9 protein-coding genes are annotated in these 12,615 nt (G+C 70.5%); 6 read left to right on the top strand and 3 right to left on the bottom strand.

Features of this window, described 5'->3' with window-relative positions:
* The first annotated feature begins 17 nt into the window (after positions 1-17).
* The gene (locus WA640_RS19425) at positions 18-1,160 is read left to right on the top strand and encodes a hypothetical protein (RefSeq protein WP_335989805.1); all 1,143 of its coding nucleotides are present in this window, start codon (positions 18-20) and stop codon (positions 1,158-1,160) included.
* A gap of 56 nt (positions 1,161-1,216) precedes the next feature.
* On the top strand, positions 1,217-2,545 hold the full coding sequence (locus WA640_RS19430; RefSeq protein WP_335989807.1) for an amidohydrolase family protein: 1,329 nt from the start codon (positions 1,217-1,219) through the stop codon (positions 2,543-2,545).
* Here WA640_RS19430 and WA640_RS19435 read toward each other — a convergent pair.
* A complete protein-coding gene (locus WA640_RS19435) occupies positions 2,542-2,910 on the bottom strand; it encodes a DUF5319 family protein (protein WP_106363316.1) in 369 nt (122 codons plus the stop codon). The genes WA640_RS19430 and WA640_RS19435 overlap by 4 nt on opposite strands.
* 162 nt (positions 2,911-3,072) lie before the next feature.
* Here WA640_RS19435 and WA640_RS19440 point away from each other — a divergent pair, with 162 nt between their 5' ends.
* From WA640_RS19440 to WA640_RS19450, 3 genes are all read left to right on the top strand, one after another.
* Entirely contained in the window at positions 3,073-3,267 is a 195-nt protein-coding gene (locus tag WA640_RS19440; RefSeq protein ID WP_106363317.1) for a hypothetical protein, read from the top strand.
* Between the two features lie 263 nt (positions 3,268-3,530).
* Positions 3,531-5,021: an IMP dehydrogenase gene (gene guaB, locus WA640_RS19445; RefSeq protein WP_106363318.1), complete on the top strand. Its 1,491-nt coding sequence runs from the start codon at positions 3,531-3,533 to the stop codon at positions 5,019-5,021.
* A 24-nt stretch (positions 5,022-5,045) separates the two neighbouring features.
* Entirely contained in the window at positions 5,046-6,167 is a 1,122-nt protein-coding gene (locus WA640_RS19450) for a GuaB3 family IMP dehydrogenase-related protein (protein ID WP_106363319.1), read from the top strand.
* 53 nt (positions 6,168-6,220) lie between these two features.
* On the opposite strand, the gene WA640_RS19455 is transcribed toward WA640_RS19450, so the two are convergent.
* Complete coding sequence (locus WA640_RS19455) at positions 6,221-7,192, bottom strand: hypothetical protein (protein WP_335989810.1); 972 nt, start codon at positions 7,190-7,192, stop codon at positions 6,221-6,223.
* The gene (locus tag WA640_RS19460) at positions 7,189-8,565 is read right to left on the bottom strand and encodes a hypothetical protein (protein ID WP_335989811.1); all 1,377 of its coding nucleotides are present in this window, start codon (positions 8,563-8,565) and stop codon (positions 7,189-7,191) included. The genes WA640_RS19455 and WA640_RS19460 overlap by 4 nt, the downstream gene beginning before the upstream one ends.
* A gap of 340 nt (positions 8,566-8,905) precedes the next feature.
* Here WA640_RS19460 and WA640_RS19465 point away from each other — a divergent pair, with 340 nt between their 5' ends.
* Positions 8,906-12,310, top strand: a complete 3,405-nt coding sequence (locus tag WA640_RS19465) for an adenylate/guanylate cyclase domain-containing protein (RefSeq protein WP_335989812.1) — start codon at positions 8,906-8,908, stop codon at positions 12,308-12,310.
* Positions 12,311-12,615 lie beyond the last annotated feature (305 nt).

Here is a 12,615-nt window from a genome sequence, read left to right on the forward strand (position 1 = left end):
CCCCTTTGGAGACACCCATGCACCACGCACCCATGCGGCGCCGGCTCACCGCCGCGGCGGCGGCCCTCACCGGCGCGAGCCTCCTCGCCGCCTGCACCGCCACCGCCACCGACGTGCCCGCCCCGACCGGTGAAGGCGTCCTCGCCGACATCTGCCCCTCCACGATCGTCATCCAGACCGACTGGTTCGCCACGCCCGAGCGCGCCGCCGCGTTCCAGCTCGTCGGCCCCGACGGGACCGTCGACGTCGAGCAGGGCGCCTACACCGGCCCGCTCGGCGACACGGGCGTCAACGTCGAGGTCCGCCTCGGCGGCCCGTTCCTCGGCGGCCAGCCGGTGCCCGCGCAGATGTACCAGGACACCTCGATCACCCTCGGGTTCGTGCCCACCGACGACGCGGTGCGCGCGAACGCGGAGTTCCCGGTCACCGGCGTGTTCGCATCGCTGGAGCGGACGCCGCAGATCGTCATGTTCGACCCCGCCACCTACGACATCGACTCCTGGGACGACGTGAAGGCCACCGGTGCTCCGATCGTCTACACCGAGGGCAAGGTCTTCATGGACTACCTCATCGCCCAGGGGTACGTCGATCCGTCGCAGGCCGACGCCTCCTTCGACGGCACCCCCAGCCGCTTCGTCGCCGAAGGCGGCCGCGTCATGCAGCAGGGCTACGTGTCGAACGAGCCGTACCGCTGGGAGCACGACGTCGAGGGCTGGATGAAGCCCACCGACTATCTTCTGGTCGACGACGCCGGGTACGAGATCTACCAGCACGCCTGGTCGGTCCGCTCCGGCGAGCTCGACGAGCTCGCGCCGTGCCTGACCGAGCTGGTGCCGATGCTCCAGCAGGCCCAGATCGACTACGTGAACGACCCCGAGCCCGTCAACGAGGCCATCCTCCGCATCGCCGAGACCATCCCCGACGGGCCCCCGATCACCTTGGAGGGCAACGCCGACTCGGTGGAGGTCCAGCTCGCCGAGGGCATCGTCGCCAACGGGCCCGACGACACGCTGGGGAACTTCGACACCGAGCGCGTCGACCGCGTCATCGCGGCGGTCCTCCCGATCTTCGAGGGCTACGGCGAGACCGTCCCCGAGGGCATCTCGGCCGACGACATCGTCACCAACGAGTTCATCGACCCGGCCATCGGACTCCAGTAGCCCCGCCCCGGCGCCCGGCCGCGGCAGCGGCCGGGCGCCCCCCTGGAAGGACCCCCGTGACCCCACTCGCCCGGATCGCGAACGCCCGCACCGCCGACGGCCTCGCCGACCTCCACATCGCCGACGGCCGCATCGTGAGCGTCACTCCGCTTCCGAAACCACTGCTTCCGGAACCGCCGCTTCCGAAGCCGCTGTCGGACCCGCCGGGCACCATCGAAGCCGGGGGCGACCGAATCGCGACTCGCCCGACCGCAGGTCTGGGCGAAATGCCGCATCCCGGTCCGGAGGTCTTCGACGCCGCCGGACGCGTCGTCCTCCCGGCCTTCACCGACGCCCACGTCCACCTCGACAAGGCCTTCCTGCTCCCCGCCATCGAAGACGCCCTCGCCGCCGAAGGGGCCGCCCTCACCCCCGACCTCGGGGACGCCATCGCCACCGTCGCCCGCCTCCGCGACCGGCTCCCCGCCGGGGCGGTCGCCGCGGGCGCTCAGCGCGCCGCCGACACGCTCCTGCGCAACGGCACCACCGCCGCCCGCGCCATGGTCGAGATCGACCCCGCCACGGGCCTCGACCTCCTCGAACTCCACCGCGGCCTCGACACCCGCCTGGACCTCCAGCTCACCGCGTTCCCCCAGCGCGGCCTGGAGCTCCCCGGCCAGACCGACCTCATGCGCGCCGCCATGCGCGAAGGCGCGCACGTCGTCGGCGGCTGCCCCTACGTCGACGCCGACCCCGCCGCGCACCTCGACTTCGTGTTCGCCCTCGCCGAAGCCCACAGCGCACCCGTCGACCTGCACCTCGACTTCAGCGACGACCCGGCCGCGTCGCAGATCGACCTCGTCGCCGAGCGCACCCGCGCCCTCGGATTCCAGGGCCGGGTCGCGATCGGCCACGTCACGACCCTCGCCGCCATGGACGACCCGGACAAGGCCCTCGCAGCGCTCGCCGACGCCGGGATCGCGCTCGCGGTCATGCCCGCCACGGACCTCTACCTCGCCGGGCACCCGCGCGCGGCCTCCGGCGGCTTCGCGACCCGCTCGGTCGCGCCCATCCTGCGCGCCGCCGCGCTCGGCGTGCGCGTCTCGATCGCCAACAACAACCTCTGCAACCCGTTCGCGCCCTACGGGAACGGGAGCCAGCTCCAGGCGGCGTGGCTTGCGGGGCTGCTCTTCCGGGCCGTCTCGCCCGCCGACCGCCGCGTGCTGCTCGACGCGATCACCGCCAATCCGGCGGCGGTCCTCGGGCTGCCCGAGCGCGGCCCGGTCCCGGGCGCGGCCGCCGACCTCGTGGTCGTGGACGCGGACCGGCTCGGCGACGTGGTCGTCCAGGCGCCGCGCATCGCGGCCGTCGTCGAGGACGGCGCGCTGCTCCAGCGCCCGGCCTAGTCGGCCTGGCCGTGCACCTTCACCCAGCAGTCGGAGAACCCGCGGGCGTAGTCCCAGGTCACGTAGTGCGCCGGGTCCGGATCGAAGGCGGGCTCGTGGACCTGCGCGCAGTTCGCCTCCAGCAGTCCGCGGAGGTTCGCCATGAGCAGGCCCCACGTGAAGTAGTGCGGCTCGTCGCAGTCGGCGCAGTCGACGACGACGCCCCGGAAGCCCTGCGGTTGCAGCACCTTCTCGAACATCTCCAGTTCGTGGAGGTCTTCGAGCAGGTCGGCGCGGTCGTCGTCGTCCAGCTCGGGTTCGAACGGGGCGAGCGCCTCCGCGTGGTCGGGATCGTCGGCGAACGGGTCGCGAGGCTCCTCATACACGGTTCCAGCCTAACGCCCCGAGGCGACGACGCCAGGTGAGCGCGGGTGCGCGGCGCGGGACTCCCGGATGCGTGCCATCGTCGCGATCAGGTGCTGACACGCCGTGGCGCGCTGGTTAGGCTGGGCCGCAAGACACCCCGACGGATGCGAGGAGACGGGCACATGGACGGTTTCGGCGAGAACGTGGAAGAGATCTTCGACGACGTCGTGGACGGGGTCGCGGACGCGGTCACCGACATCGACGCCACCGAGGTGTGGGAGGACGTCAGCGACGGCGCCACCGAGGCGTGGGACGCGGTCTCCGACAGCGACGTGGTCGAGAGCCTCACCGACGAAGCGGGCGACCTCTTCGAGTAACCCCCCTCACCTCACCTCCCCCTCAACTTCACACCCTTGTTCACTCATCGACCGGCCCCGCGGCGCCCGCCCGGGGCCGTCTCGATTCAGAGGATGACCGGATGCCCAGCTCCCCGCCGTGAATCACACCCCACGGGGACGTGTGCGACGCGGGGCGACGCACGTTACGGCACTACCATTGCCCCATGGCGTTCTCAGGGGATTTCGGAATTCAAGGGCTCGAAGGCGCTGCCGGCGAGCGTGTCGGGGGCACCACGGTGCCGATGGGCGCGGCGAGTGCGATCCCGCTCGGCCTGACCTATGACGACGTGCTGCTGCTGCCCGGCGAGTCCGAGGTGGTTCCCGCGGAGGTCGACACCTCCTCCCAGCTCACCCGCAACATCCGCATCTCGGTGCCGCTCCTGACCGCGCCGATGGACACCGTCACCGAGGCCCGCATGGCGATCGCCATGGCCCGCCTCGGCGGCCTCGGCATCCTCCACCGCAACCTCCCCGCGGAGGAGCAGGCCCAGCAGGTGGACCTCGTCAAGCGCTCCGAGTCCGGCATGGTCGCCGACCCGGTCACGTGCTCGCCCGAGGACACCCTCGACCAGGTCGACAAGCTCTGCGGCAAGTACCGCATCTCCGGCCTCCCGGTCACCGACGAAAAAGGCAAGCTCGTCGGCATCATCACCAACCGCGACATGCGCTTCGAGACCGACCTGTCCGTCAAGGTCGCCTCCGTCATGACCCGCGACAACCTCATCACCGCGCCCGAGGGCGTCTCCCAGGAGGAGGCCCTCGAACTGCTGAAGCGGCACAAGATCGAGAAGCTCCCGATCGTCGACGCCGACTTCTACCTGCGCGGCCTCATCACCGTCAAGGACTTCGCGAAGCGCGAGGAGTTCCCGAACGCGTCCAAGGACGACTCGGGCCGCCTGCGCGTCGGCGGCGCCATCGGCGTCGGCGAGGAGCAGTACGCGCGCGCCGGGCAGCTCGTCGAGGCGGGCGTCGACCTCCTCGTCGTCGACTCCTCCCACGGGCACTCCCGCGGCGTGCTCGACATGATCGCCTCGATCTCCAAGGACTTCGGCCACAAGGTCGACATCATCGGCGGCAACATCGTCACCGCGCAGGCCGCGGCCGCGATGATCGAGGCGGGCGTCGACGGCATCAAGGTCGGCGTCGGCCCCGGCGCGATCTGCACCACCCGCGTCGTCGCGGGCGTCGGCGCCCCCCAGGTCTCCGCGATCATGGACACCGTCCGCGTCGCCCGCGAGCGCGGCGTCCCGGTCATCGCCGACGGCGGCATCCAGTACTCCGGCGACATCGCGAAGGCCATCGTCGCCGGCGCGTCCACCGTCATGATGGGACAGCTGTTCGCAGGCTGCGCCGAGAGCCCCGGCGAGCTCATCTACATGAACGGCAAGCAGTTCAAGTCCTACCGCGGCATGGGCTCCCTGGGCGCCATGCAGTCCCGCGGCCAGGCGAAGTCCTACTCCAAGGACCGCTACTTCCAGGACGCGGTCGACTCCAACGACAAGCTCGTCCCCGAGGGCGTCGAAGGTCAGGTTCCCTACCGCGGGACCCTCGCACAGGTGGTCTACCAGCTGGTGGGCGGTCTGCGTATTGCGATGGGGTACACCGGGGCCGGTACCATCGAGGGGATGCATGAACGCGGCCGTCTGGTCCGGATCACCGCTGCGGGCCTCAAGGAGAGCCACCCGCACGACATCCAGATGACCGTGGAAGCGCCCAACTACCACACGCGGTAGTCGGGCCCGGTAGGAGGAGAGACTGTGCGGGAATTGGTCGAGATCGGCCCCGGCAAGATCGTGGCGCGCGGCTGGCGGCTGTCCGAAGTGGCGCTCGTGCCGACCCGGCGCACCAGGGACATCGACGATGTCTCCACCGAATGGCAGCTCGACGCCTACCGGTTCGAGATCCCGGCCGTCGCGCATCCCTCGGATGCGACGATGAGCCCGGCGTCCGTGATCGAGATGGGCCGCCTCGGCGGCCTGGGCGTCCTGAACGGCGAGGGGCTGTGGTGCCGCTACGTCGACCCGACCTCGCTGCTCAAGGAGCTCGCGGACACGCCCGCGGAGAACGCCATCGAGCGCCTCCAGGAGATCTACGCCGAGCCGGTGAAGCCCGAGCTCATCGCCGAGCGGATCGCCGAGATCCGCGCGGGCGGGATCACCACGGCGATCCGCTTCAGCCCGCAGCACACGGCCGAGCTCGCGCCGCTCGCGGTCGAGGCGGGCGTGGACCTGCTGGTCATCCAGGGCACCATCGTCTCCGCGGAGCACGTCTCCTCCGGCGGCGACGTCCTGAACCTGAAGCAGTTCATCGCCGACCTGGACATCCCGGTCGTCGTGGGCGGGGCCACGAACTACAAGACGGCCATGCACCTGATGCGCACGGGCGCGGCGGGCGTCATCGTCGGGGTCGGCTCCGACGACTGGTCGACCACCGACACCGTCCTCGGCATCGACGTGCCGATGGCCTCGGCGATCGTGGAGGCCGCCGCGGCCCGCCGCGACTACCTCGACGAGACGGGCGGACGCTACGTCCACCTCATCGCCGACGGCGAGATCACCAACTCGGGCGCCATCGCGAAGGCCGTCGCCTGCGGCGCCGACGCGGTCATGCTCGGCTCGATCCTCGCCGACGCCGCCGAGTCCCCGGCCGCCGGCGCCTGGTGGCACTCCGCCGCCTCCCACCCGAAGCTGCCCCGCGGCCGCTTCCGCCCGGGAGACTCCGGCGACATCGAGGTCCCCGACCTCGAAGCCATCCTCTACGGCCCCTCCAACTCCTCCGACGGCTCCCAGAACCTCTTCGGGGGCCTGCGCCGGGCCATGGCCAAGACCGGCTACACCTCGGTCAAGGAGTTCCAGAAGGCCAGCCTGGTCACCGCCTAAGCAAAGCCGCAAACGAGGCCCGGCCCGCACCCCGCGGGACCGGGCCTCGGCGTCTATTCAGACGACCGGTCCTCCATGAACCGGTCCACGAACACCTTCCAGGACTCCTGATCGCGCGCCCACCCCCTGACGACGCGCCGCCGCTTCCCATCGGCGCGCACCTCGAACAGGCACCCCCAGTACACCGAGTACTCCAACCGCTCGTACCCCTTGCTCGGAAACTCGCGCGCCCGGCCGAACGTCTTGACGCTGACCCGGCCGTCCTCATAGGTGAGCACCGGCCTGAGGACGAGCGGCACCGTGCCGAACAGGAAGCAGCCGACGGCGATGATCGCCATCGGCCCGTAGGGCGAGTAGTTCTCCGTGGTGTCGAGCCAGAAGAGGTAGTTGAGCCCGGCGTAGACGAGTCCGGCGACCAGAATCCAGGTGAAGAAGCGCCAGCGTATGCCGACCTCGATCAGCGAGCCCGCTCGATTCGGTGGAGCGGCGGGCGCAGCGGCGTTGTCGTCGGCGCGCTTCCATTCGTTCTGGTGCGACAGGTAGACGTTGACGAACTCGGTCCAGGAATCCTGGTCGAGCGCCCACGAGTTCTGGGTGAGCCCGCGTCGCTTGCCATTCGCTCGGATCAGTTCGAGCCGCCCGCGGTAGATCGAGTATTCGATACGGTCTCCGAAGCGCCACTTGATCGGTCCGTTAAGGCCGCTCAACTGCCTCTGCCGCAGGTCGTACGAGAGCCCGACCTTGAGTACGAGGAGAACGGTGCTGAAGACCGCGACCATCGGCAGCGGACCGAGCACGATCATGGGGAGCTGGCTTTCGATGCCGATCACCCTGAGGTAAATGGCCGCCGCAAACGCCACCGGTGTCAGCGGCCAGCTGAGCACAACCATCCAGAGGAGCGGCCCGCGCCTGAACGGCACGGTGATTACGGTTCGCTCAGCGCCGAGCGAGTCGAGGCGCATGCGGAACGGCGGTGCATCCCCCTGCGGGGCCGGAGGTGTTTCGGGCGCGGGAGGCGGGTTCACTTCGGGAGTCCTTCGTTTTCGAGGGGTTCAGATGCCGACTGCTCCTGGTGGGCGATCAGCGCGTCGGCGAACGCTCCCCAGTCGGCGCGGTTCATGTACCAGCGCGGGATCGGGAGCCGTTTGCGCTCGCCGTTCGAGCGGACTTCGTAGGCACGCGCGTCATAGATCGAGTACTCGACCCGCTCGAAGTCCTTCGAAGGGAAGACCGCGTGGCGGTTCGTCCCGGGGCGGATAACGACCCGGCCCTTCTCGGGATCGAAGGTCAAGAACGGCCTGAAGGCCAGGTGATTCACCACGTCCATGCTGGTGAGCAGCGCGAGGCCCGCGATCGTGGCGTACAGCAGTTCCCAGGCGAAGCCGGGTTCGCTCGGGTCCGCCGCGAAGAACAAGATCGCCAATCCGAAGCCGCCCACAACGACCGAGACGGCCCGCCACGGGTTCACCTGCACCCGTACTCGGGACGGCGTCCTGGGGATCGAATCACCGGTGTCGGTTGCTGGTGCGCTGGCGAGCAGATGGTCCACGACGGCCGCCCAGTCCTCCCCGTTCAGCCAGTGCGACATCCGGACGAACTTGCGGCGCCTGCCCTGGGCGGTGATCTTGTAGATGGTCCCGGTGTGGACCGAGTATTCGAGTCCCTCTGAGGAGTCTCTCGGGTACCACATGGTTCGGGAACCCCACCGACCTCGGGTGGTCACCTCGCGCCTCTGTGGGTCGTAGCTGAAGCAGATCTTGGCTCGGAGCGCCTTGATTGAGAAGGCCGACTGGATCAGCCCTGCCATGTAGATCGCGAACGCCAGCCAGCGGTCGAAGCTGTAACCGGGAGCCGAGCGGGCCCAGAGCACCAGGAAGCAGAACCAGAGCAGCGCACTGCCCGCCAGCAGCCACCACACATGAGGTCGGTTGTACCGAACAGTCAGCAGCCCGCGGGCCGGAGATGGCGGGGCTGGGGGAGGCGGCGGTGCGGATTGCGCTGGCGGAATGGTCGGGAGGTCGTCCAGCCGGCGCGGCTTGGGGGCGACTTTTGCGAAGACCGCCCAGTCGTCGGGGTGGACCGTCCAGCGCCATATGCGGACTTTGCGGGACTCGCCGTGCCCGTCGGCCTGGTAGAGCCGGTCGTTGACGAATTCGAGGCGGTCGTAGCCCTTCCGAGGGTAGGTGCGGATGACCCATCGCCAGTAAGTGAGCTCTTCGAGCACCTGGTCGTCGAGGCGGTACCGATAGGAGAACAACCCGGCCAGACCCATGAGGCCGGGGAAGAGGCATGCGACCCCCGGCAGCACGACCAGGTTCACCAGGTGGTTCCAAGCGCCGATGCCGAGCGGCATGACCAGGATGTAGAACGCGCTGAACAGCACACCGACGGCCGCCATGATCGCGTAATTGCGGCGGTTGGGGCGGAGTTTCAGGACCCGTCGGTCGGGGTCGGAGAGGGGAGGGGCCATATGGGGTGTCTTTCGGGTGCGGAGGGTGAGGGGTGCTGCGCAACGGCATGATCGTAACCGGATCAGCCGTTCGGGTGGGGGTCGGCGATAACGGGGGAGGGTTGGTCCCCTCCTCGGGGATTTGTGCCTCCGCACACAGGTATCTGTCAGGTAGGCCACGTATCCTTGCCACCGTGAATCGCAAGTTTGGCCCCGTTCCCACAAGGAGTGGGGAACAACACAGCCCCGTCCCGGCGTTGGTGCTGCTGTGACCTGCCCGTTCTGTTCCGTGCCCACTGTGCCGGGCGCGCGCTACTGCCACAACTGCGGCGCGCCCCTGTCACCTGAAGCGACCGCTCCCCAGACGGAGCGGCGCTATGTCACGGTGCTCTTCGGGGACCTTTCCGACTTCACGACCTGGTCGGAGAGCCTCGACCCCGAGCGGGTCTCGTCCGTGACGGACCGGCTGCTCGCGGAGTGCGTCTCCGCGGTCAACGAGTTCGGCGGGCACGTCGACAAGCTCACCGGGGACGGCATCATGGCCGTCTTCGGCGCCCCGCTTTCCCATGAAGACGACGCCGAGCGCGCCGTTCGGGCTGCTCAGGCCATGCAGAAGCGCGTCCGGAGGCTCTTGAAGGCCGAGTCCGGCGGGGGTCTGCCGATCGGGCTCCGGATCGGGCTGCGGTCCGGGCTCGTCGTGGCCGGCATGCAGGCGAATCTCGAATACACCGTCATCGGCGACACCGTGAACACCGCCGCGCGCATCTGCGCGATCGCCTCCGTCGGCACCATCTGGGCCGGCGAGGAGACCATGCGCGCCACGAAGCACGCCGCGGCCTGGCGCCGCCTCACTCCCGTGCGCCTCAAGGGAAAGCGTGAGCCTGTCGAAGTGTTCCAGCTCCTGGGCCTCGAAGACGAGCCCGGGACGCGCGCGAGCCTCGGCGACACCGCCCCCTTCATCGGCCGGGACGCCGAGATCGGGCGCGTGACCGGGCGGCTCGAAGCCGTCATCGACCGCGGTGAGCCGCTCGTCCTGATCCACACCGCCGAAGCGGGCATGGGCAAGACCCGGTTCGCCCGCGAAGTCAGAACGCTCGCCACGGAGCGCGGCGCACGAGTGCTGACCGTGCGCGTCGCTCCCTACGGCGAGGGCCGCCGCTTCGGTCCGCTCGCCGACCTCGTGCGCAAGGCCGCCGGCCTGCGCTTCGACGACGACCGCGCCACCGCCGAGGCCAAACTCCGCAGGATCGCCGACGGCCACGCCGACCACGGCGAATGCCGCCTGAACATCACCGTCCTGCTCGGCCTCCTCGGCCACGGCCGCCCCGGGGCGGCCGACCGGGTCGGCGGATTCACCGGGCAGCAGTCCGACGCGTACACGATCCCCGAGGCCGTCGCCGAGCTCATCACGCACATGTCGACGAACACGCCGATGGTCCTCATCATCGACGACCTGCACACCGCCTCGGCCGCAGGCATCGACGCCCTCGGCGTCGCGCTCGCGAAGATCCACGGCCCCGTGCTCGTCCTCCTCTACGGCCGCCCCGAGCTCACCAGGTCCTCCGGCGTCCTCACCCGCATCTCCGAAGCCGAGGTCCACCCGCTGCCGCCGCTCGCGGGCGCCGACGCCGCGCGGCTCCTGCGCGAGTTCCTCGGCGGCGGGCGCCTGCCCAAGCCCGACGAGGACCGCCTCCTCGGCTTCGCGCAGGGCAACCCGTACTACCTCGCCGAACTCGTCACCCTCCTCGTCGAGCAGGACCTCCTCACCGGCACCGGCGACCAGTGGCGCCTCGCCGCCGGCTCGCTCACCGGGAAGGTCCTCTCGCGCGACCTCGCGCAGGTCCTCGGCGCCCGCATCGACGCGCTCAGCCCCGCGGCCCGCGCGCTGCTGCGCGCCGCCTCGATCTTCGGCGACGCCGTCCCGCCCGAGGCCACGCAACTGCTCGAAAAGGAAGTCCCCGGCGAGTTCGACCTCGCGCTCCAGGAGCTCCTCGACCGCCGCATGCTCCGCCGCCGCTCCTACGGCGGCTACCGCTTCGTCACCCCCCTGCTGCGCCAGGCCGCCTACGCGCCCATCGGGAAAGCCGACGCCGCGCACGCGCACGCCGAGGTCGCCCGCTGGGCCGCCGACACCGAGCTCGAAGGCCAGAGCGCCGACGACCTCGTCGTCTTCCACGCCGAGCAGGCCGTCACTCTCGCGCGCGAAGTCGAGATCGAGGCGATCGACGAGGTCTGGAACGTCCTCCCGCTCGCCGTCGACGCCGTCCGCAAGCAGGCCGACCGCGCCATGGACGCCTCCGAGCCCGAGCGCGCCGTCGCCCTCCTCAACGGCGTCGAGCGCATCGCCACCCTCTCCCACGACGACCGGCTCCTGCGCGGCCGCGCCCTCACCCGCCTCGGCCGCACCGTCGAAGCCGAAGCCGAGATCGAGGGCCTCGCCATCGACATCGGCCTCATCCCCGACGACGACCACGACCACGCGCACGGCGACGACGACCACCCCTCGCCGCGCCTGTTCGGCGACGACTTCCCCGAGGACGCCTCCGAACTCGTCGCCCAGCTCCTGCTGCTGCGCGGCCGCCTCCACCGCTACAAAGGCGAGCTCGCCGAGGCCCGCGGGGCCTGGACGGCCGCGCTGGCGCTGTCGCGCCGCGAAGGGCTCGCCGGGCCCCGCTGCGACGCCCAGTGCCGCATCGGCCTCCTCGACTTCCTCGCCGGGCACCTGTCCGAGGCCGAGGCCCGCTTCATGGACGCCTACGACGTGGCGTTCGGCGTCGGCGACGACAAGCGCCTGGCCTGGGCCCTCCAGCACCAGGCCTGGGTCCTCGTCGCCCGCGGCGACTTCGACGGCGCCGACGAAGTGCTCCGCGAGGCCGCCAAAGCCTTTGCGCGCCAGATGGACCTGGTCGGCCGGGCGTGGGTCCGCGGCGTGTCCGCGTTCGCGCTCCTCATGGCCGGGCGCTTCACCGAGGCCAAGCGCCTCTCCGACGTGTTCATGCCCATCGGCGAGCGCTCCGGGGACGTGTTCGCCGTCGGGCTCCTGCGGGCCATCGGCGCCGCCGCGCAGATCGGCCTCGGCCATCCCGAAGGCGCCGACGCCTTGGCGCGCAAGTCCTTCCGCGACTTCGAGCGGATCGACGACGACTGGGGCCGCGGCTTCGCGAAGTACGTGCGGGCCCTCGCGGCCCGCTCGATCGGCGCGCTCGACCACGCCCTGGACCTCGCCGCGCACGCGGAGGAGTACGGCGCGAAGACCGGCCACCCGCTCCTCATCAGCCTGGCGCACAACCTGAGAGGCCGCTGCTCGCTCGAAATGGGCGACCCGGCGACCGCCGAGACCGCCGCCGAGGAAGCGCTCGCGCTCCTCACCGACGACGTCCTGGAGCCGGGCCGCGCCGCCAACACCGCGCTCCTGGCCGACGTGCGCGCCGCCAAGGGCGACCGCGCCGAAGCCCTGCGGATGCTCGAACCCCTTGCGGCCCACTACGACGAGCCGTCGCTGGGACGCCCGCGCCGGGCCATCGTCGCCCGCTACGCGCGCCTGCTCGACGAGGACGGCCGTCCCGAGGAAGCCGCGAAATGGGCCAAGACCGTGATCAAGTCCTTCGGCGAGGACCCGGAGTCCACCGCGTGGGCCGCCGGATACCTCGCCGACGCGATGGAACTCGACGGCGACCGGGTGGCGGGAGCCTGATGATCGGAGGACGCGGCGGGCGGACGGGCATCCCCGCGGAGGCCGCCGGAACACCCGTCCTCCCGCGCGCTACACGGGGGATGCGTTCACTATGCGCCACCGGTACTTCGCCCTCGGGAAGCGACATATCAACCGTTCGGCCAGTTCTCGCTGGCTTTTCGTCTAGGGGTATACAGAATCGTGGGCGCGTTGCCGTACCGTTATCCGATAGGTCCCATGACTCGGATCCCCCAGGCCCGAGTCGCTCTCGCAACGCAGCGGCGCGCACCCCGGCGCTGACCCGCGCACCCGACCTGAACAGGCTC

Source organism: Glycomyces sp. MUSA5-2, assembly GCF_037034145.1.
GTDB lineage: Bacteria > Actinomycetota > Actinomycetes > Mycobacteriales > Micromonosporaceae > Glycomyces > Glycomyces artemisiae.